Raw genomic sequence first — 20,105 nt, 5'->3', positions numbered from 1 at the left:
TGGCTGGGGGTGGTGGATACCCAGCGTTACGGGGGTGGGGGCTTGAGAGGGGCTGGTGTCTCGTCGCCTTGGAGCTCGGGGGGTGCTCTTGTGTGGCGAGTGCGGGTGCGTTGTGGCTGGGTGCGCAGTTCCCCGCGCCCCTAGGGGGGCAGGGGGCGGGATGGGGATGCGGGCGGGGGTGTTGGGGCTGGTCGTGCCCGCGCGGCGGTAGCCGCACATCAGATACAGCCCCGCGCCCCTAGGGGGGTGCAGCGGGCCGGGATGGGGACATCGGCCGTTCTCGGGCTGCGGGCGCGGCCCGCCGATCTCCACTGAGCAGTCACACGTCCGCCAGCCTCGCCTCCTCCAGGTCCAAGGACCGCTGGAGCCGCCTGCGGGTCGTGTCGCTGATGGCGTGGTCGTCGTAGAGGCGCTGTAGTTCGACCGTTTCCACGGCGATCAGGTCGCGGCGGAGTTGGCGGTAGACCAGGTCGGCCGACTCCGTGTGGGAGGTGTGGCCGTTGGACTCGGCGAGGCGGTCGCGGGCGTCGTCCAGGCGGGCGTTGAGGCCGCGGCGGAGGCGGTCGAGGACGACGTCCGGTACGGCCTCCAGCTCGGCGAGTTCGTCGAGGCGGCGGATGCCCGCGTCGGCCAACCGGCAGCGGGCGGAGGCCTCTTCGCGTTCCGTGTGGTCGGGTTCCAGGGCGATGCCGGAGCGGCGGACGACCGGGGCGAGGGTGAAGCCCTGGACGACGAGGGTGACGACCACGACCGACGTGGTGAGGACCAGGACGAGGGGGCGGTCGGTCAACGTGGCGCCCGTCCTGGTGACTTCGGGGATCGACAGGGCCGCCGCCAGTGGGAGGACACCCCGGGTGCCCGCCCAGGTCAGAACCATCGGCACCCGCCAATTCACCCTGTGCACCCCGCCCTTGCGCTGCACCACCGCCGACAGGGGCGCCAGCCACAGCAGTCGTACGGCGATCAGGGTGCCCGCCACCGCGAGCGCGTACAGGGGCCACGCGCGGTCGCCGTCGGACAGCGCCCGCACCTGCGCGGGCAGGGCAAGGCCGATGAGCGAGAACACCACGCTCTCCAGCAGGAACACCAACGTGCCGTAGACCGCGTGCAGTTGGAGCCGGATGCGGGCGTTGGTGAGGCGATTGCCGCGACCGCCGAGGACGACCCCGGCGACCACTACCGAGGTGACGCCGGAGGTGTGGGCGCCCTCTGCCAGGACGTAGGCCGCGTACGGGGTGACCAGGGCGATCACCGTCTCCAGGACCGGGTCCTCGGTGCGGCGCCGGATCAGTGTCACGACGTAGGCCACGGCCGCTCCGATGACCGTGCCGCCGCCCGCGAGGACGACGAACTCCCCGCCCGCCGCACCCCAGTTGGCCGCCGCCGAGGCCACGGCGACGCTCACCGCGACCCGGAACAGGACCAATGAGGTCGCGTCGTTGAACAGGGACTCCGCCTGGACCAGGACCTGGACCCGGGGCGGTAGGGCGAGGCGGCGGCCCAGTGCGGTGACGGCGACCGGGTCGGTGCTGGCCAGGACCGCGCCGAGCACGAGCGCCATCTGCCAGGAGAGTGGGGTCACTGTGGAGGCGACCCAGCCGACTGCCGCCGCCGACGCGAGGACCAGGCCGATCGCGAGGATCCCGACCGGCTTCCACACCGCCTTCAGCTCGCGCCACGACATGTCCTCGGCGCTGGCGTACAGGAGCGGCGGCAGGACGACCAGGCCGATCACGTCCGGGCTGATCTCGATCGACGGGGTGCCCGGCAGCAGGGCCACGGCGAGACCGGCGACCACGAGGAGGGAGGGGGCGGGGATCCGCCAGCGGCGGGCGAACGTCGCGACCAGCGTCGCCAGTACCACGAGTGCCAGAACCGTACCGACGCCGCGCATGCCGTCCCCTTGTGGTCTTGGACGAGCCCATGCGGACTCCCCGCCGACCAGACTTCCCGGCACACCGCGTTCACCCTAACCCGGCCCGGCACCGTCAAGACAGTGTCAACGTCCTTGCGGGCGGCGCCAGGGACGCATCAAGAAGCCTGCCCGGAAGCCTGCGGAGCGCTTCTCTGGGAGGCGATGAACGACGTACTGCGACGCGGACGGCTCAAGGTCTACCTCGGGGCGGCCCCGGGCGTCGGCAAGACCTACCGCATGCTCGACGAGGCCCGGCGCCGGGCCGCCCGGGGCGCCGATGTGGTGGTGGGCTTCGCCGAGTGCCACGGGCGTCCGCGTACCGAGGCGATGCTCGACGGCCTGGAGGTCGTGGCGCGGGCCCAATGCGCTTACCGGGGTGGGTACTTCGAGGAGATGGACCTCCCCGCGGTGCTCGCGCGCCGCCCGGAGGTCGCCGTCGTCGACGAGTTCGCGCACAGCAACGTTCCCGGCGGCGGGCGCAACGCCAAGCGCTGGCAGGACATCGACGTGCTGCTCGCCGCCGGCATCGACGTCGTCACCGCCGTCAACGTGCAGCATCTGGCCTCCCTCAAGGACGTCGTCGAGAAGATCACCGGGGTGCCGCAGCACGAGACGGTGCCCGACGACGTCGTGCGCCGCGCCCAGCAGATCGAGCTGATCGACATGCCGCCCGAGGGGCTGCGGCGGCGCATGGCGCACGGCAACATCTACACACCGGAGAAGATCGACGCGGCCCTCGCCAACTACTTCCGGCCCGGAAACCTCACCGCGCTGCGGCAGTTGGCGCTGCTGTGGGTCGCCGACCGGGTCGACGAGGCCCTGCACACGTATCGTGCCGAGCACGCGATCGGCGGGGTGTGGGAGACCCGGGAACGGGTGGTCGTCGCGCTCACCGGCGGCCCCGAGGGCGACACACTCATCCGGCGCGCCGCCCGTATCGCCGACCGGTCCGCCGGCGGTGACCTGCTCGCCGTGCACGTGGCCCGCAGCGACGGACTCGCCGCCGGGGTGTCGCACGCCTCGCTGGCCCGGCAGCGCAGGCTTGTCGAGGACCTGGGCGGCAGCTACCACTCGGTGGTCGGCGACGGTGTCGCCACCGCCCTCGTCGAGTTCGCCCGCACCGAGAACGCCACCCAACTCGTCCTCGGCACCAGCCGCCGGGGTCGCCTGGAGAGGTTCCTGACCGGGCCCGGCACGGGCGAGACCGTGACCGAGCTGTCCGGCGACATCGACGTCCATCGAGTCACGCACGAGCGCGCCGGACGCGGCACCCTGCTGCCGTCCCGGCGGCGGACCTTGTCGACTGCACGGCTGATTGCCGGGCCCGTGACGGGACTTGTGCTGCCGGTGCTGCTCACCGTCTGTCTCGCCCAGGTGCGCGACACGGTCAACCTCACCAGCGAGGCCCTGCTGTTCCTGCTCGCCGTGGTCGGGGTCGCCTGCATAGGCGGTGTCACCTCGGCCGTCATCGCGTCGGTGACGGCCTCGCTGCTGCTCAACTACTGGTTCATCCCGCCCATCGGGCAGTTCACCCTGGACGACCCCAACGCCCTTCTGGCGCTGGGGGTGTTCACGGTGGTGGCGGCGACCGTGGCCGCCGTCGTCGACCGTTCGCTACGGCTGTCCCGGCGTTCGGCGCGTGCCACCGCCGAGGCGGAGACCATGTCCTCCCTCGCGGGCAGCATCGTGCGCGGCGGCCAGACCATCCCGGCGCTGCTGGAGCGAACGCGCGAGACCTTCGGCACCGACTCGGCCGAACTCGTCGACCAGCCACCGGACCACGAAGTCGGCAGCGGGGTCACGACCGTCCCCGCGGGTCCCGGCGCCTTCCTCGTGCTGCGCGGGCGCACCCTGTCCTCCTCGGAACGGCGGGTGCTCGCCGCCTTCGCCGCGCACGTCGGTTCCGCCGTCGAACGGGCCCAACTCGCCGAAGCGGCAGCCGAGATCGAGCCGGTGAAGGCCGCCGACCGCTTGCGTACCGCGCTGCTGCGGGCCGTAGGGCACGATCTGCGGACGCCGCTCGCGGCGGGGTGGGCGGCGGTGACCTCGTTGCGCGGGCGGGATGTGGAGTTCTCGGACGAGGACCGGGACGAACTCCTCGCCACCGCCGACGAGTCCATGGCCAAGCTGAACCGGCTGCTGGAGAACCTCCTCGACCTGAGCCGGCTTGAGGCGGGTGTCCTCCCGCTGAATCTGCGGGCCACGAGCCTGGAGGAGGTGCTGCCGATGGCGCTCGCGGACGTGCCCGATGTGGATCTGCGGGACGTGGAGTCGATTCCGCCGGTGCTCGTGGATCCGCCGCTCCTGGAGCGCGTGATCGCCAACCTGGCCGGCAACGCCGCCCGGCACACCCCGGCCGGGCGGCGGGTCATGGTCACCGCCAGTGCGTTGGGCGGGCGGGTGGAGTTGAGGGTCGTGGATCGAGGGCCTGGGTTGCCGACTACCGGTCGTGAGCGGCTCTTCGAGCCCTTTCAGCGGCTCGGCGACACGGACAACACCACCGGGCTCGGGCTGGGTCTCGCGCTCGCGCGCGGGCTCACCGAGGCGATGAACGGGACGCTCACTCCCGAGGACACTCCGGGCGGCGGCCTGACCATGGTCGTGTCCCTTCCGCTGGCCGAATGGGCGGACCCGTCAGCCTCGACAGCGGTGGCTACTCCAGGCCGGACACCTTGAACACGGTCTCCGCGGTCTCGCGTTCGACGCGTTCCGCGACGCGGCGCAGTGCGGTCGCCCCGCAGGTGAGGGTGCCGGTGGCGATGGACCGGCGGGAGTCCTCGGAGACGCGGTGCCACAGGTCGGGGTTGTGCACCAGCACATCGGGGTCGATCTCGACCCGGTTGCCCAACTCGTCCCGCAGCACCAGCCGTTGAGAGACTCCGTCCAGGCAGCGCACGGAGACCAGCCGGTCCGTGCGGACGCGTCGTTCGCGCAGTAGCCCGCGTGCGGACAGCCAGCCCTCGCCCGCCCGGACCCGGGCCGGGTACAGCACCACGAAGAGCAGTACGGCGAGGGCGAGCCAGAGCGCGCCGCGCCACAGCGTGAAGCGCCCGCTGAAGTGGTCGACGAGCAGCAGGAGTCCGAGCAGCGCGCCCGCGCAGCGGAACGTGTCGCGCAGGTCCCGCGCCCACCGCCGGTCGTGCGCGTGTGCGTCGTCGGGGCGTCCCATGGTGGCGACGGTAGGGACTCCGGGCGTACGGCGGCCGGGCCTTGACGCGACTCTGACGGGCGGCCCGCGTTTCTTGACGCCGCCGCAGCGGGGGAGGGCGGGTCGCGCAGGTCACATCGTCGTCAAGTTCGCGTCAAGGAACGCGTGTTCGGCGCGAAGAAGCCGCAAGGAGAAGGGGAAACCGGCGGCGGTGGGACAGAACCTGAAGCGCACCCGCGCGTTCCCGTCACCGCGCGTCCGTACGTGAAGGAGCCATCAGCATGACCGTTCTGACTGTCCAGCCGGGTGAGACACCGGCCGACGAGGAGCCCCCGGATACCGGCGAACGCCACCGGCTCACCGCCCTCGCCGGGTTCGCCGCCCTCTCCCTGGACGCCATGGCGTCGGTCGCGTACGGACCCGAGGCGATCGTCCTCGTCCTGGCCGCCGCCGGTGCGCACGGGCTCGGCTTCACGCTGCCGGTCACGCTCGCCATCGCCGCCCTGCTCGCGGTGCTCGTCGCGTCGTACCGGCAGGTCATCGCGGCCTTCCCGGACGGCGGCGGCTCCTACGCCGTGGCGAAGACCCACCTGGGTGCGCGGACGAGCCTGGTGGCGGCGGGCTCGCTGGTGCTGGACTACGTACTGAACGTCGCGGTCGCCGTGACTGCCGGAGTCGCGGCGCTCACCTCCGCTTTCCCGTCGCTCTACGGTGAACGGCTGTGGCTCTGTCTGGCCGTGTTGACTCTGCTCACAGCTGTGAACCTGCGCGGGATCGCCGAGTCGGCACGGGTGTTCATCGTGCCGACGGTGGTGTTCATCGGTTCGATCTTCGTCCTCATTGTGGTCGGCCTGTTTCGCGATGCACCTGTGAACCGAGTCAACAGCGCTTCCGTGATGACCGACAACGCCACAAGCGTCGGCGTACTGCTCCTGCTGAAAGCCTTCGCCTCCGGATGCAGCGCCCTCACCGGAGTCGAGGCCATCGCCAACGCCGTGCCCTCCTTCCGCGCACCCCGCGTGAAACGGGCCCAGCGCGCGGAGGTCGCCCTCGGCGCGGTGCTCGGCGTGATGCTGATCGGCCTGTCGGTGCTGATCTCCCGCTTCCACCTCCAGCCGGTCCAGGGAGTCACCGTCCTCGCCCAGCTCGCGGACGCCTCCCTCGGCCACAACTGGGCTTTCTACGTCATCCAGTTCGCGACGATGATCCTGCTCGCCCTGTCCGCGAACACGTCGTTCGGCGGGCTGCCGGTCCTGCTGAAGCTGCTGGCCCGCGACAACTACCTCCCGCACGTCTTCGCCCTCAAGGCCGACCGCCAGGTGCACCGGCACGGGGTGCTCGCGCTGGCCGCGGTCTCGGCGGCCCTGCTGGTGTTCTCCGGCGGCGACACCAACACCCTCGTGCCGCTCTTCGCGATCGGTGTCTTCGTCGGCTTCACCGTCGCCCAGGTGGGCATGGTCCGGCACTGGCGCGGCGAACGCGGCACCGGGTGGCGCGGAAAAGCCCTGCTGAACGGCTTCGGCGCGGTTCTCACCGGCGTCGCGACGGTCGTCGTCACCGCGAGCAAGTTCGACGACGGCGCCTGGCTGATCGTGATCACCCTGCCGCTGCTCGTGCTCGCCTTCGAGACCGTGCACCGCGCGTACGCGCACATCGGCGAACGGCTCGGCCTCGGCCGCATCCCCGAACACCCGCACCGCGACCGGTCGGTGGTGATCGTGCCGGTCTCGTCCCTCTCCCGGCTCACCTCCGAGGCGCTGACGGCCGCGGCCTCCCTCGGCGACGAGGTCCGCGCGGTCACGGTCTGCTACCCGGACCCCGAGGACCGCGCCAACCTGCACGCCCTGGAACGCGCCTGGGCCCAATGGGACCCCGGCGTCCCCCTGGTCCAACTCGCCTGCGAGCGCCGTTCGTTGGGTCGCCCCATCGCCGCCTACGTACGGGACGTCTCGGCGACGGAACCGGACACCCGGGTCACCGTCCTGATCGCGGAGGTGGAGCCCGTACGGCTGTGGCAGCGGCTGCTCCAGAACCAGCGGGGGGCCGTGGTCGCCCATGCCGTAAGGCGGGACACGGACGCGGTGATCTGCCGGCTGCGGTTCCGGCTGTTCTGATCCCCGGGCGCGGTGCGCGCGCCCGGTTCGCGGCCCCGCCGTAAGAGTCGCGTCAAGGGCGTATGCATCGCCGTAAGGGACCCGTCAACGGCGGCCATATCCGGTCACGGGCGCGGTTACCTCTAAGCGTCCGTTCCATTCGCACCTCATTCCAGGAGCTCACGATGGCCGATCTGGCCTTCGTCGTCACCACGATCGCGGTCTTCGCGTTGGTGGCCCTCGTCGCCAAGGGGGTGACGAAGCTGTGACCGCCGAGAACATCGTCGGCCTCGTCGTGGCCGTCGCCCTGCTGGGCTATCTCGTCCTCGCCCTGATCTTCCCGGAGAGGTTCTGAGAGCGATATGGGTCCCGTCCTTGCCGGTGTGCTTCAGCTGATCGCGCTCATAGCGGCGCTGGCGCTCGCCTACGTCCCGCTCGGCAACTACATGGCCAAGGTCTACTCCTCCGACAAGCACCTGCGGGTCGAGAAGTGGATCTACAAGGGCATCGGTGCCGACCCGAACACCGAGATGCGCTGGCCCGCGTACCTGCGCGGCGTGCTCGCCTTCTCGGCGGTCGGCGTCCTCTTCCTCTACCTGCTCCAGCGGATCCAGGGCATCCTGCCCGGCTCGCTGGGCTTCTCCTCGGTCAACCCGGCGCAGTCGTTCAACACGGCCGTGTCCTTCGTGACGAACACCAACTGGCAGTCGTACTACGGCGAGCAGACCATGGGTCACGTCGTGCAGACCGCCGGGCTCGCCGTGCAGAACTTCGTCTCCGCGGCCGTCGGCATCGCCGTCGCGGTCGCTCTCGTACGCGGCTTCGCGCGTTCGCGCACCGGTGAACTCGGCAACTTCTGGGCCGACTTGGTGCGTGGCGTCATCCGCATCCTGGTGCCGCTCTCGGTCGTCGCCGCGCTCGTACTCGTCGCCTGCGGCGCCATCCAGAACTTCTCCGGCATCCATGAGGTCGGGCAGTTCATGGGGGGCCACCAGCAGTGGAACGGCGGCGCGGTCGCCTCGCAGGAGGCCATCAAGGAGGTCGGCACGAACGGTGGCGGTTACTTCAACGCCAACTCCGCCCATCCCTTCGAGAACCCGACGCCCTTCACCAACCTCTTCGAGATCTTCCTGCTGCTGGTCATCCCGTTCGCGCTGACCCGCACCTTCGGCGTGATGGTCGGCTCCATCAAGCAGGGCTACGCGATCCTCGCCACCATGGCCACCATCTGGGTCGGCTTCGTCGCCCTGATGATGTGGACCGAGTTCGCCCACCACGGCGCGGCGCTCCAGGCCGCCGGCGGTGCGATGGAGGGCAAGGAGACCCGGATCGGTGTCGGGGCCTCCTCGATCTTCGCGGTGTCGACCACGCTGACCTCGACGGGTGCGGTGGACTCCTTCCACTCCTCGTTCACCGGTCTCGGCGGCGGTATCACCATCCTGGGCATGCAGTTGGGCGAGATCGCACCCGGTGGTACCGGCTCCGGGCTGTACGGAATGCTGATCATGGCGGTCATCGCGGTGTTCATCGCCGGACTGATGGTCGGTCGTACACCCGAGTACCTGGGGAAGAAGATCGGCACCCGCGAGATGAAGCTCGCGGCCTGCTACATCCTGATCACCCCGGCCCTGGTGCTGATCTTCGCGGCCGCCTCCATGGCGCTGCCGACCCCGCCGCACTCGATGCTGAACTCCGGCGCGCACGGCTTCTCCGAGGTGCTGTACGCCTTCACCTCCGCCGCCAACAACAACGGCTCCGCGTTCGCCGGTCTGAACGCGAACACCGACTGGTACAACACGATGCTCGGGCTCGCGATGGTGCTCGGCCGCTTCCTGCCGATGGTGTTCGTGCTGGCCCTGGCCGGTTCGCTCGCCGAGCAGAAGCCGGTGCCGGTCACGGCAGGCACCCTGCGCACCGAAAAGCCGCTGTTCACCGGCCTGTTGGTGGGCGCGATCCTCATCATCACCGGTCTGACCTACTTCCCGGCGCTGGCGCTGGGCCCGCTGGCCGAGGGGCTGGCGTCATGACCACCCGCGTAGACAACCAAGAAAACCAAGAACACCAAGAAAACCAAGAGGACTCGATGTCCACTGCCACTCCGACCCGGGCGCCGCACAGCGATGTGCCGACCGGTCACAAGGACGAGGGACGGGTCGGCGCGGGCCTGTTCGACCCGAAGCAGCTGATCAAGTCCCTGCCCGACGCCTGCCGCAAGCTCGACCCGCGCGTGATGGTCAAGTCGCCCGTGATGTTCGTGGTGTGGATCGGGTCCGTGCTGACCACGATCTTCTCCTTCAAGGACCCGGGCGACTGGTTCGGCTGGGCGATCAGCGCCTGGCTGTGGCTGACCGTCATCTTCGCCAACCTGGCGGAGGCCGTCGCCGAGGGCCGCGGCAAGGCGCAGGCCGACACCCTGCGCAAGGCCAAGACCGACACGGTGGCCCGGCGGCTCAACGGCACCGTCGAGGAGCAGGTCCCCGGCACCGAACTCCGCATCGGCGACCTGGTGGTGTGCGAGGCAGGCGACATCATCCCCGGCGACGGCGATGTCGTAGAAGGCGTCGCGAGTGTCGACGAGTCGGCTATCACCGGTGAGTCCGCGCCCGTCATCCGTGAGTCCGGCGGTGACCGCTCGGCCGTCACCGGCGGTACGAAGGTCCTCTCCGACCGCATCGTCATCAAGATCACGACGAAGCCCGGCGAGACCTTCATCGACCGGATGATCGCCCTGGTCGAGGGCGCCGCCCGGCAGAAGACGCCGAACGAGATCGCCCTGAACATCCTGTTGGCGTCCCTCACCATCGTCTTCCTGCTCGCCTGTGCCACGCTGCCGCCGTTCGCGGACTACGCGGGCACCCACCTCACAATGATCGTGCTGGTGGCCCTCCTGGTCTGCCTCATCCCGACCACGATCGGCGCGCTCCTGTCCGCGATCGGCATCGCGGGCATGGACCGGCTGGTGCAGAGGAACGTACTGGCCATGTCCGGCAGGGCAGTTGAGGCCGCCGGTGACGTCTCGACGCTGCTGCTCGACAAGACCGGCACCATCACGCTCGGCAACCGGCAGGCCTCGGAGTTCGTGCCGGTGACCGGTACCACCGAGGCCGAGCTGGCGGACGCCGCCCAGCTCTCCTCGCTGGCCGACGAGACGCCCGAGGGCCGTTCCATCGTCGTCCTGGCGAAGGAGAAGTACGGTCTGCGGGAGCGCCACCAGGGCGAGTTGGCCCACGCCGAGTGGATCGCCTTCACCGCGCAGACCCGCATGTCCGGCGTGGACGTGGACGGGCGCAAGATCCGCAAGGGCGCGGCCGGTTCGGTCGTCACCTGGGTCCGCGAGCGGGGCGGCGAGGTGTCCGAGGACGCCGGCGCGCTCACCGACCGGATCTCCGCGGCCGGCGGCACCCCGCTGCTCGTGGCGGTCGAAGACACCGACGGCGCACGGGTGTTGGGCGTCATCCACCTCAAGGACGTCGTCAAGGCGGGTATGCGCGAGCGGTTCGACGAGCTGCGCCGCATGGGCATCAAGACGGTCATGATCACGGGTGACAACCCGCTGACCGCCAAGGCGATCGCCGAGGAGGCGGGCGTCGACGACTTCCTCGCGGAGGCCACTCCCGAGGACAAGATGGCCCTCATCAAGCGGGAGCAGGCAGGCGGCAAGCTGGTCGCGATGACCGGTGACGGTACGAACGACGCGCCCGCGCTGGCCCAGGCGGACGTCGGCGTCGCGATGAACACCGGCACGTCGGCCGCGAAGGAGGCCGGCAACATGGTCGACCTCGACTCGAACCCGACCAAGCTCATCGAGATCGTCGAGATCGGCAAACAACTCCTCATCACCCGGGGCGCGTTGACGACGTTCTCGATCGCCAACGACGTCGCGAAGTACTTCGCGATCATCCCGGCGCTGTTCGCGGCCGTCTACCCGGGCCTGGACAAGCTCAACGTGATGGGCCTGTCCTCGCCGGACTCCGCCATCCTGTCGGCGGTCATCTTCAACGCGCTGGTCATCATCGCGCTTGTGCCGCTCTCCCTGCGGGGTGTGCAGTACCGGCCGGTCAGCGCCGACAAGATGCTGCGGCGCAACCTGACGATCTACGGCATCGGCGGGCTGATCGCGCCCTTCATCGGCATCAAGATCATCGACCTGCTCATCTCCCTCATCCCCGGAATCGGCTGACCAGTTATGAACAACTCGGTATCCAACACAGCCCGGTTGCTCTGGGCGGGCCTGCGCGCCCTGCTCGTGCTGACCCTGGTGACCGGTGTCATCTACCCGTTGGTCGTCACCGGCATCGCTCAGGGGATCTTCCCCGGCAAGGCGAACGGCTCGGAGATCAAGGCGGACGGCAAGGTCGTCGGCTCGTCCCTCATCGGGCAGTCGTACAACCTGCCGTTGAAGAAGGGGCAGGAGACCCCGGACCCGGATCTGAAGTGGTTCCAGGGCCGCCCGCAGAACGGTCTCGGCACCAACAGCGTCAACACGCAGTACTCGTTGATCCTGTCCGGCGCCACCAACCTCTCCGCCGACAGCAAGGTCCTCCTCCAGCAGGTGAAGGATGCCAAGGCCGCCGTCATCAAGGACAACTCGGTGCCCGGCTACACGGTCAAGGCGTCCCAGGTGCCCGCCGACGCGGTGACGTCCTCCGGCTCCGGACTCGACCCGGACATCTCCCCGGCGTACGCGGACCTCCAGGTCCACCGCATCGCCGAGAAGAACGGCGTGTCCGTCGCCCAGGTGCAGAAGCTGGTCGACGAGCACACCGACGGCCGCACCCTCGGCTTCATCGGCGAGCCCACCGTGAACGTGCTGGAGCTCAACATCGCGCTCAAGTCCCTTGTGACGAAGAGCTGATGGCGTTACACGACCGGCAGGGGAGTCGGCGGCCCGGGAGAGGTCCCGGCGCCGCCGACTCCCGCCGCCATGCCAGGGACCACACGAAAGGCACACCCCCATGACACGGGTGCTGGTGGTCGAGGACGACCCGCAGCTCGTACGGGCCCTCGTGATCAACATGCAGGCCCGCCATTACGGCGTCGACGCGGCCCCCGACGGAGCCACCGCGCTCCGGCTCGCGGCCGCGCGACAGCCGGACGTCGTGATGCTCGACCTCGGACTGCCCGACATGGACGGCGTCGACGTCATCAAGGCGCTGCGCGGCTGGACCCGGGTCCCGATCCTGGTGCTGTCGGCCCGGCAGGCCTCCGACGAGAAGGTCGCCGCGCTCGACGCGGGCGCCGACGACTACATCACCAAGCCGTTCAGCATGGACGAACTCCTCGCCCGGCTACGGGCCGCGGTCCGCCGCGTGGAGGACGTGCCGCTCGCCCCGACGACCACCCTGGTCACCACCGACGACTTCACCATCGACCTGCTCGCCAAGCGCGCCACCCGCGGCGGCCACGACATCCGGCTCACCCCCACTGAGTGGCATCTGCTGGAGATCCTCATCAGCAACCCGGGCCGCCTCGTCACACAGAAGTACCTGTTGCAGGAGGTGTGGGGGGTGTCCCAGAGCAACAAGACCAACTACCTCCGGGTCTACATGGCCCAGTTGCGCCGGAAGTTGGAGGGGGACCCGTCGAGCCCCCGCTATCTGATCACCGAGCCCGGCATGGGCTACCGCTTCGAAGGATGACATGGGACGCGGCAAGCTCCGGATCTACCTCGGCGCGGCACCGGGCGTCGGCAAGACGTACGCGATGCTGTCCGAGGCACACCGCCGAATCGAGCGCGGCACGGACTGCGTGGTCGCCTTCGTGGAACACCACAACAGGCCGCGCACCGAGGTGATGCTGCACGGCCTGGAGGAGATCCCGCGCCGCGAACTCGCCTACAGGGAAACGCAGTTCACCGAGATGGACGTCGACGCGGTCCTCGCCCGCCACCCCGAAGTCGCCCTCGTCGACGAACTGCCGCACACCAACATCCCCGGCTCCCGCAACACCAAGCGCTGGCAGGACATCGAGGAACTCCTCGCCGCGGGCATCGACGTGATCTCGACCGTCAACATCCAACACCTGGAATCCCTGGGCGACATCGTCGAGTCCATCACCGGAGTACGGCAACAGGAGACCGTCCCGGACGAGGTCGTCCGTCGCGCCGACCAGATCGAACTCGTCGACATGTCACCGCCCGCGCTACGGCGCCGGATGGCCCACGGCAACATCTACAAGCCGGACAAGGTCGACGCGGCTCTGTCGAACTACTTCCGGCCCGGAAACCTCACCGCCCTGCGGGAGTTGGCGCTGCTCTGGCTCGCCGACCGGGTCGACGCCTACCTCCAGGAGTACCGCAGCGAACACCGCGTCTCGGCGATCTGGGGCTCGCGCGAGCGGATCGTCGTCGGCCTCACCGGCGGTCCGGAAGGACGCACGCTCATCCGCCGGGCCGCGCGCCTTGCCGAAAAGGGCGCGGGCGGTGAGGTGTTGGCGGTCTACATCTCCCGCAGCGACGGCCTGACCTCCGCGTCCCCGAAGGAACTGGCGCAACAGCGCACCCTGGTCGAGGACTTGGGCGGCACCTTCCACCAAGTCGTGGGCGAGGACATCCCGGTGGCCCTGCTGGACTTCGCGCGCGGAGTGAACGCCACCCAGATCGTCCTCGGCGTCTCCCGCCGCAAGGGCTGGCAGTACGTCTTCGGGCCCGGCGTCGGCTCTACGGTCGCCCGGGACTCGGGCCCCGATCTCGACGTCCACCTCATCACCCACGACGAGGCGGGCAAGGGACGCGGACTGCCCGTGAACCGGGGCACGCGGCTCGGGCGGGCCCGCATCGTCTGGGGCTGGCTGGCCGGAATCGGCGGGCCCCTGCTGCTGACCTGGCTGTTGAGCGGTGTCGCCCCCGAAGTCGGCCTGGCCAACGACATGTTGCTGTACCTGTCCCTCACCGTGGCGGCGGCCCTGCTCGGCGGACTCTTCCCCGCACTGGCCTCGGCGGCGGTCGGATCGCTGCTCCTGAACTGGTACTTCACCCCGCCCGTGCACACCTTCACCATCGCCGACCCCAAGAACATCGTGGCCATCGCGATCTTCGTGGCCGTCGCGGTGTCGGTCGCGTCGGTGGTCGACCTGGCCGCCCGTCGCACGCACCAAGCGGCCCGGCTTCGCGCCGAGTCGGAGATCCTCTCCTTCCTCGCGGGCAACGTACTGCGCGGCGAGACCAGCCTGGAGGCGCTCCTGGAACGGGTCCGGGAGACCTTCGGCATGGAGTCCGCCGCCCTGCTGGAGCGCGCGAGCGACGTCGAACCCTGGACCTGCGCGGGCAGCGTGGGCCCCCGCCCCTGCCAGAACCCGGAGGACGCGGACGTCGACGTACCGGTCGGCGACCACATGGCCCTCGCCCTCTCCGGCCGGGTCCTGCCCGCCGAGGACCGCCGCGTCCTCGCCGCCTTCGCGGCACAGGCTGCCGTAGTCCTGGACCGCCGCCGCCTCCGCGAAGAGGCCGACCAGGCAAGGGCGTTGGCCGAGGGCAACCGCATCCGCACAGCACTCCTCGCCGCCGTGAGTCACGACCTGCGGACCCCGCTCGCCGGGATCAAGGCGGCCGTCTCCTCCCTCCGTTCCGAGGACGTCGCCTGGTCGGACGAGGACCAGGCGGAGCTGCTGGCAGGCATCGAGGACGGCGCCGACCGCCTGGACAACCTCGTCGGGAACCTCCTCGACATGTCCCGCCTCCAGACCGGCACCGTCACCCCGATCATCCGCGAGGTGGACCTCGACGAGGTCGTCCCGATGTCGCTCGGCGGGGTCCCCGAGGACAGCGTCGAACTCGACATCCCCGAGACCCTGCCGATGGTGGCCGTGGACCCCGGGCTCCTGGAACGCGCTGTGGCCAACCTGGTCGAGAACGCCGTCAAGTACAGCCCGGACGCAACTCCCGTACTGGTCAAGGCGAGTGCCATCGCCGACCGCGTCGAGATCCGCGTGGTCGACCGCGGCCCCGGCGTCCCCGACGAGGCCAAGAACCGCATCTTCGAACCCTTCCAGCGCTACGGCGACGCCCCGCGCGGCGCCGGAGTGGGCCTCGGCCTCGCGGTCGCACGCGGCTTCACCGAGGCCCTCGGCGGCACGCTCAGCGCCGAGGACACCCCGGGCGGCGGCCTCACGATGGTGCTCAGCCTCCAGCTCGCCCCCGCCCCGGACCTTGTCCCCGCCGAAGGTTCCACCTACAGTCCCGCTCCGTAATGTTCGCCAATCGGCCCGAAACTTTCGAGAATGGGCCGGACGGAGGGACCGAGACGGATGCGGACGTACGACAACCCGGTCATCGGCGGTTTCCATCCCGACCCCAGCGTGTGCCGGGTCGGCGAGGACTACTACCTCGTGTGCTCCAGCTTCGAGTACTTCCCCGGGGTCCCGCTCTTCCACAGCCGGGACCTGGTGCACTGGCGCCAGCTCGGCAACGTCCTTGACCGACCAGGGCAGTTGGACCTCCCGGACGACACCCCCGCCTCTGCCGGCATCTACGCCCCGACCCTCCGCCACCACGACGGCCGCTTCTACTTGATCACCACCGACGTGCGCGGCAAGGGCACCTTCCTCGTCACCGCCGACCGCCCCGAGGGCCCTTGGTCGGACCCGGTCCTCGTCGACGTACCCGGCATCGACCCCGACCTGGCCTGGGACGAGGACGGCAACTGCTGGTGTGCCGTCGCCGGGGTGAAAGTGGCCCGCATCGATACGGCGACCGGCAAGGTCCTGGAGGGCCCGCTCCCGATCTGGTCCGGCACCGGACTCCAGCACCCGGAGGCCCCGCATCTCTACCGCGTCGGCGACTGGTGGTACCTGATGATCGCCGAGGGCGGCACCGCACACGGCCACAGCGTCTCGATCGCCCGCGCCCGTTCCCCGCGCGGCCCCTACGAACCGGCCCCCGCCAACCCGATCCTTTCCCACCGCAGCACCGACCTCCCCATCCAGAGCACCGGTCACGCCGACCTGGTCACCGCCCCCGACGGCACCTGGTGGATGGTGCTGCTCGGCACCCGGCCCCGGGGCTGGTTCCCCGGCTTCCACGTGCTGGGCCGCGAGACGTTCCTGACCCCGGTGGAATGGGTGGACGGCTGGCCGAGGGTGGGCCCGGTCGAGGAACAGCACCAGGCCCCGTCGACCTGGCACCCCTTCCAACTCCCGCCGGTGCGCGACGACTTCGACGCCCCGAGCCTCGCCTTCTCCTGGGTCTCGCCGCGCAGCAGACCGGACGACAGCTGGTCACTGACCCGCCGTCCGGGCTGGCTGACCCTGGACGCGCGGTCCGGCCCCGCGTTCCTCGGACGCCGACAGCAGCACCTCGACTGCCGGGCGGCGGTCCGGATCGACCCCGGCTCGGGGCGCGCCGGTCTCTCCGTCCGCATGGACGAGGCGCATCACTACGACGTCGAGGTCGCCGGGGGAGTGGTGAGCGTGGTCGTCCGGATCGGTCCCGTACGGGAGCGGATCGCCGAGCGCGCGGTGGAACCGGGGCCGCTCACCCTGGCCGTCGACATCAGCACGGCCGACGTCGGCACGCGCGGCCCCGACACCCTCACGTTCTCCGTGGAGGGTCCCGAAGGCGCCGTAGAACTGGCCGAGTTGGACGGACGCTATCTGTCCACTCAAGTGGCAGGGGGATTCACCGGACGGGTGATCGGAATGTACGTCGCCGAGGGGGAGGCGGCCTTCGACTGGTTCGACTACCAGGAGGCACTCCGATAGCGGGCGACTACGCGGGGTGACCAACCCCGGAAATGCGTCGGGGCCGGTGCGCACCTCGTGTGTGCGGCCGGCCCCTCATGTCCCTGAAATGCTCAAGCGGCTGTCACCACTTGGCGGTGCGGCGCGATGATCTGCCCGTCGGGCAGGAGCTCACCGGTGTCCTCGAACAGGAGAACGCCGTTGCACAGCAGGCTCCAGCCCTGTTCCGGGTGGTGTGCCATGAGGCGGGCGGATTCCCGGTCGGCGGATTCGGCCGTGGGACACGGTGGCTGGTGCTTGCACATTGGTGGGATCTCTCGCTCTGTTGTGGTCATGTCCGTCCCCCGTGGTGTTGAGTCGGTCCGAACCCAGTGTTGCCCCATGGACGGCAATCCGCAGGGATTTAGCAGCACCGCTTCTCACAGGTTAGTGACGCTTCACCCGCGCGGACGGTTCATCCCAATTCCCGGCTCGTACGAGCTTTTTGCTGCTCGTACGAGCATTACGAGCGTAAGGGGGCCGGAAACGCGATCGTACCCCGCCACCGGGAATTCGATGACGGGGTACGAGGGTGACGGCGGGGGGAAATCAGGCGGGTGAACCGAGCAGCGGCGCGGGAGTCACCCGATGGGTGAGCACCGGCAGCAACTCGGCGACCCGGTGCGGACGGTGGGCCGCGATGCCGGGCGGCGCCGGGGCCAGCGGGACCAGCAGATCGGACGCGGCGGGGTGGCCGCCGGCGCCGTCCGCGGTGAGGTCGCCGTGCAGCCAGAGCGTGAGCATGTAGAGGCCGGGCACGGACAGGAGACGCGGCTGGTGGGCGTCCTTCATGTTCTCGGCCTGGCGCAGCGCCCGCTCGGTGGAAGCGATGTACGGGCCCTCGAAGAAGTGCGAGAACGCCCAGCCGTCCGGGGTCAGCATGGTCTCGGCCGCGGCGACCGCGCGGTCCCCGCAGCGGATCAGGAAACGCCAACCGGCCAGCCGGGTCACGGCCGTCCCGTCTGCCGATACTCGGTCCAACACATGCAGGGGCAGCGGGAGTTCGGGTGTTGCCGGTCCCTGGGCCGCGCGCAGCGACGGAGTGCGGGCCTCGCGGACTGCGGTGGGGGAACCGAGTGCCGTGAGAACGGAGCGCAGGGCGGGCGCGGGAGCCGGGGGGACATGCAGCGGCATGGTGGGTCGCCTCTCATTCGACAGGCACTGGTGGCGCGAGGGCGGGGCGGGGGCGGACGGCGCTGTCAGCTCTCGGGGTCAGGGAGGCCGGGGCCGGGTTCTGTGACATGGGTACGGCCTGCCGCACGTCACCTCGACGGCAGGTTCCAGGACCGGGGCGCCAACCTTCTGCCTTGTTCGCGGAGTTTATACGACACGTGTTCAGACGATGTTTCGTCTAACCGTTTCCTGTATGAACAACAAGGGGCTATTCGGCCAGGGATTCGCGGGAATCATCCCGGTTCGCAGCTGGCCCTACGGCGATGACCTGTGGATATGGCACCGATGCGGTCGGCCAATTGTCGTCGGCGTTTTTCACGAGGTCTTCATTGAGGGCGGAACTGCGGGCGGAACTGCATGTGCCGCATGCCTCGTGAATGTGCCGCGGGTCACGTTCGACCAGAGTAGCGGGCGCCGGGCCGCCGCGGGGACGTTATCGATCGCCAGGTCTGGGCATCATCCTTCCTGACCCGGGGACGAGTGGGACGAGGAGGTGACGCACCGTGGGAGAGAAGATCGTGGCGGGGCCGTTCCAGCTCGCCGACCGCCAGCGCTACCGCGCCAAGCTGCGGCGCTGCCTGACAGTGCTGGAGCGGCTGCTGGCCGAGAAGCGGTTCGACCGCCCCAGGAACCTCATGGGGCTGGAGATCGAACTCAACCTCGTCGGCTCCGACGGCATGCCGAGAATGCTGAATGGCGAGGTTCTGGAACGTATCGCGAGCCGCGATTTCCAAACAGAACTCGCCATGTTCAATCTGGAAGTCAACATTGCCCCACACCGATTGGAGGGCCGGGTATTCGACCGGCTCGCCGAGGAGATCCGTACGTCACTGGCATATGCCCATCGGAAAGCGGGCGAGGTCGATGCCGGAATACTGATGATCGGCATTCTGCCGACGCTCGACCGGGACGACCTGGTCTCCTCGAACCTCTCCGCGGTCGACCGGTACACCCTGCTCAACGACCAGATCGTGGCCGCCCGCGGCGAGGATTTCCTCCTCGACATCGACGGCGTCGAGCACCTCACCTGCACCTCGGGCTCCATCGTGCCCGAAGCCGCCTGCACCTCCGTGCAGTTGCACCTCCAGGTCACCCCGGACCGCTTCGCCGACGTGTGGAACGCGGCCCAGGCCGTCGCCGCCGTCCAGGTCGCCGTGGGCGCCAACTCGCCCTTCCTGTTCGGCCGCGAGCTGTGGCACGAGTCCCGGCCTCCGCTCTTCCAGCAGGCCACCGACACCCGCCCGCCCGAACTCCAGGCGCAGGGCGTCCGCCCCCGCACCTGGTTCGGCGAGCGCTGGGTCACGTCGGCGTACGACCTCTTCGAGGAGAACCTGCGCTTCTTCCCGCCCCTGCTCCCGATCCACGACGACGAGGAACCCCTCGAAGTCCTCGACGCAGGCGGCATCCCCACCCTCGCCGAACTCGTCCTGCACAACGGCACGGTGTACCGCTGGAACCGCCCGGTCTACGGCATCGCCGACGGCGTCCCGCACCTGCGCGTCGAGAACCGCGTCCTGCCCGCCGGCCCCACCGTCACCGACGTCATCGCCAACACCGCGTTCTACTACGGCGTCGTCCGCGCCCTCGCCGAGGAGTCGCGGCCGGTGTGGACCCGGTTGCCCTTCGAGGCGGCAGCCGCCAACTTCGACACCGCGTGCCGCCACGGCATCGACGCCCGGCTTCTCTGGCCCCGGCGCGGACGCCTCGGTGGCGTCACCGAGATCGACGCGGTGGCCCTCGTACGCGATGAACTGCTGCCGCTCGCGGAGGCCGGGCTGGACGCGTGGGGGGTCGAACCGGCCGACCGGGACCTGTACTTGGGCGTGATCGACGAACGCTGCCGGCGCCGGGCCAACGGCGCGACCTGGCAGTCCGCCACGTTCCACCGGGCCCTGGAGCAGGGCCTCGCGCGGGATGCCGCGCTGGCCGCGACCACCCGCCGCTACAGCGAGTTGATGCACCTCGGGGAGCCGGTCCACACCTGGCCGGTGGGGCTGCCGGAGCCGGTGCCGCTGGGGTGAGGTGGGGAGTGAACTGCCGCTGTTTCAGCCCGCGTTGACCA

The 20,105-nt window shown here is 69.9% G+C and carries 15 protein-coding genes; 11 read left to right on the top strand and 4 right to left on the bottom strand.

The features are described from left to right. Positions 1 to 319: 319 nt before the first annotated feature. Positions 320 to 1,894, bottom strand: coding sequence for a Na+/H+ antiporter (locus tag OG588_RS07860; RefSeq protein ID WP_405946668.1), 1,575 nt, complete (start codon positions 1,892 to 1,894; stop codon positions 320 to 322). 183 nt (positions 1,895 to 2,077) lie between these two features. Between OG588_RS07860 and OG588_RS07855 the strand changes: the two genes are divergently transcribed. Next, complete coding sequence (locus OG588_RS07855) at positions 2,078 to 4,591, top strand: ATP-binding protein (protein WP_405946667.1); 2,514 nt, start codon at positions 2,078 to 2,080, stop codon at positions 4,589 to 4,591. Here OG588_RS07855 and OG588_RS07850 read toward each other — a convergent pair. Continuing rightward, positions 4,569 to 5,084, bottom strand: coding sequence for a hypothetical protein (locus tag OG588_RS07850; RefSeq protein ID WP_405946666.1), 516 nt, complete (start codon positions 5,082 to 5,084; stop codon positions 4,569 to 4,571). The two genes, OG588_RS07855 and OG588_RS07850, sit on opposite strands and share 23 nt — an antisense overlap. 260 nt (positions 5,085 to 5,344) lie before the next feature. Between OG588_RS07850 and OG588_RS07845 the strand changes: the two genes are divergently transcribed. The 9 genes from OG588_RS07845 (at position 5,345) to OG588_RS07805 (ending at position 16,852) form a co-directional block, all read left to right on the top strand. Beyond that, positions 5,345 to 7,177, top strand: a complete 1,833-nt coding sequence (locus OG588_RS07845) for an APC family permease (RefSeq protein WP_405946665.1) — start codon at positions 5,345 to 5,347, stop codon at positions 7,175 to 7,177. A 62-nt stretch (positions 7,178 to 7,239) separates the two neighbouring features. Beyond that, positions 7,240 to 7,425, top strand: coding sequence for a hypothetical protein (locus OG588_RS07840; protein WP_405946664.1), 186 nt, complete (start codon positions 7,240 to 7,242; stop codon positions 7,423 to 7,425). Next, positions 7,422 to 7,511, top strand: a complete 90-nt coding sequence (gene kdpF / locus OG588_RS07835) for a K(+)-transporting ATPase subunit F (RefSeq protein ID WP_016434100.1) — start codon at positions 7,422 to 7,424, stop codon at positions 7,509 to 7,511. The genes OG588_RS07840 and kdpF overlap by 4 nt, the downstream gene beginning before the upstream one ends. 7 nt (positions 7,512 to 7,518) lie before the next feature. Further along, positions 7,519 to 9,183, top strand: coding sequence for a potassium-transporting ATPase subunit KdpA (gene kdpA, locus OG588_RS07830; protein ID WP_405946663.1), 1,665 nt, complete (start codon positions 7,519 to 7,521; stop codon positions 9,181 to 9,183). A 56-nt stretch (positions 9,184 to 9,239) separates the two neighbouring features. Continuing rightward, the gene (gene kdpB / locus OG588_RS07825; RefSeq protein WP_405946662.1) at positions 9,240 to 11,336 is read left to right on the top strand and encodes a potassium-transporting ATPase subunit KdpB; all 2,097 of its coding nucleotides are present in this window, start codon (positions 9,240 to 9,242) and stop codon (positions 11,334 to 11,336) included. Positions 11,337 to 11,342: 6 nt separating this feature from the next. Continuing rightward, positions 11,343 to 12,011 carry a potassium-transporting ATPase subunit C gene (locus OG588_RS07820; RefSeq protein WP_405946661.1) on the top strand — a complete coding sequence of 223 codons (669 nt, stop codon included), beginning with the start codon at positions 11,343 to 11,345 and terminating at the stop codon, positions 12,009 to 12,011. Between the two features lie 100 nt (positions 12,012 to 12,111). After that, a complete protein-coding gene (locus OG588_RS07815) occupies positions 12,112 to 12,795 on the top strand; it encodes a response regulator (RefSeq protein WP_405946660.1) in 684 nt (227 codons plus the stop codon). A 1-nt stretch (position 12,796) separates the two neighbouring features. After that, positions 12,797 to 15,343 carry an ATP-binding protein gene (locus tag OG588_RS07810; protein WP_405946659.1) on the top strand — a complete coding sequence of 849 codons (2,547 nt, stop codon included), beginning with the start codon at positions 12,797 to 12,799 and terminating at the stop codon, positions 15,341 to 15,343. Positions 15,344 to 15,400: 57 nt separating this feature from the next. Further along, positions 15,401 to 16,852, top strand: a complete 1,452-nt coding sequence (locus tag OG588_RS07805; RefSeq protein ID WP_405946658.1) for a glycoside hydrolase family 43 protein — start codon at positions 15,401 to 15,403, stop codon at positions 16,850 to 16,852. A gap of 92 nt (positions 16,853 to 16,944) precedes the next feature. Here the strand turns inward: OG588_RS07805 and OG588_RS07800 are convergent, their stop codons facing one another. Both OG588_RS07800 and OG588_RS07795 read right to left on the bottom strand, forming a co-directional pair. Next, positions 16,945 to 17,136: a DUF5999 family protein gene (locus OG588_RS07800; protein ID WP_033283380.1), complete on the bottom strand. Its 192-nt coding sequence runs from the start codon at positions 17,134 to 17,136 to the stop codon at positions 16,945 to 16,947. A gap of 283 nt (positions 17,137 to 17,419) precedes the next feature. Next, entirely contained in the window at positions 17,420 to 18,004 is a 585-nt protein-coding gene (locus tag OG588_RS07795; RefSeq protein ID WP_405946657.1) for a hypothetical protein, read from the bottom strand. A 542-nt stretch (positions 18,005 to 18,546) separates the two neighbouring features. Between OG588_RS07795 and OG588_RS07790 the strand changes: the two genes are divergently transcribed. Then, entirely contained in the window at positions 18,547 to 20,064 is a 1,518-nt protein-coding gene (locus tag OG588_RS07790; protein ID WP_405946656.1) for a glutamate-cysteine ligase family protein, read from the top strand. The last annotated feature ends 41 nt before the right edge of the window (positions 20,065 to 20,105 follow it).

Source organism: Streptomyces prunicolor, from assembly GCF_045162825.1.
GTDB classification, from domain to species: Bacteria; Actinomycetota; Actinomycetes; order Streptomycetales; family Streptomycetaceae; genus Streptomyces; species Streptomyces prunicolor.
Note: the sequence above shows the minus strand (reverse complement) of the source record. Positions and strands in the feature narration are given on the sequence as shown.

What these genes read in the sequence shown, in the direction of transcription:
- OG588_RS07860 (WP_405946668.1), bottom strand. Translation starts at nt 1,894, where the DNA reads ATGCGCGGCGTCGGTACGGTTCTGGCACTCGTGGTACTGGCGACGCTG.
- OG588_RS07855 (WP_405946667.1), top strand. Translation starts at nt 2,078, where the DNA reads ATGAACGACGTACTGCGACGCGGACGGCTCAAGGTCTACCTCGGGGCG.
- OG588_RS07850 (WP_405946666.1), bottom strand. Translation starts at nt 5,084, where the DNA reads ATGGGACGCCCCGACGACGCACACGCGCACGACCGGCGGTGGGCGCGG.
- OG588_RS07845 (WP_405946665.1), top strand. Translation starts at nt 5,345, where the DNA reads ATGACCGTTCTGACTGTCCAGCCGGGTGAGACACCGGCCGACGAGGAG.
- OG588_RS07840 (WP_405946664.1), top strand. Translation starts at nt 7,240, where the DNA reads ATGCATCGCCGTAAGGGACCCGTCAACGGCGGCCATATCCGGTCACGG.
- kdpA (WP_405946663.1), top strand. Translation starts at nt 7,519, where the DNA reads ATGGGTCCCGTCCTTGCCGGTGTGCTTCAGCTGATCGCGCTCATAGCG.
- kdpB (WP_405946662.1), top strand. Translation starts at nt 9,240, where the DNA reads ATGTCCACTGCCACTCCGACCCGGGCGCCGCACAGCGATGTGCCGACC.
- OG588_RS07820 (WP_405946661.1), top strand. Translation starts at nt 11,343, where the DNA reads ATGAACAACTCGGTATCCAACACAGCCCGGTTGCTCTGGGCGGGCCTG.
- OG588_RS07815 (WP_405946660.1), top strand. Translation starts at nt 12,112, where the DNA reads ATGACACGGGTGCTGGTGGTCGAGGACGACCCGCAGCTCGTACGGGCC.
- OG588_RS07810 (WP_405946659.1), top strand. Translation starts at nt 12,797, where the DNA reads ATGGGACGCGGCAAGCTCCGGATCTACCTCGGCGCGGCACCGGGCGTC.
- OG588_RS07805 (WP_405946658.1), top strand. Translation starts at nt 15,401, where the DNA reads ATGCGGACGTACGACAACCCGGTCATCGGCGGTTTCCATCCCGACCCC.
- OG588_RS07800 (WP_033283380.1), bottom strand. Translation starts at nt 17,136, where the DNA reads ATGTGCAAGCACCAGCCACCGTGTCCCACGGCCGAATCCGCCGACCGG.
- OG588_RS07795 (WP_405946657.1), bottom strand. Translation starts at nt 18,004, where the DNA reads ATGCCGCTGCATGTCCCCCCGGCTCCCGCGCCCGCCCTGCGCTCCGTT.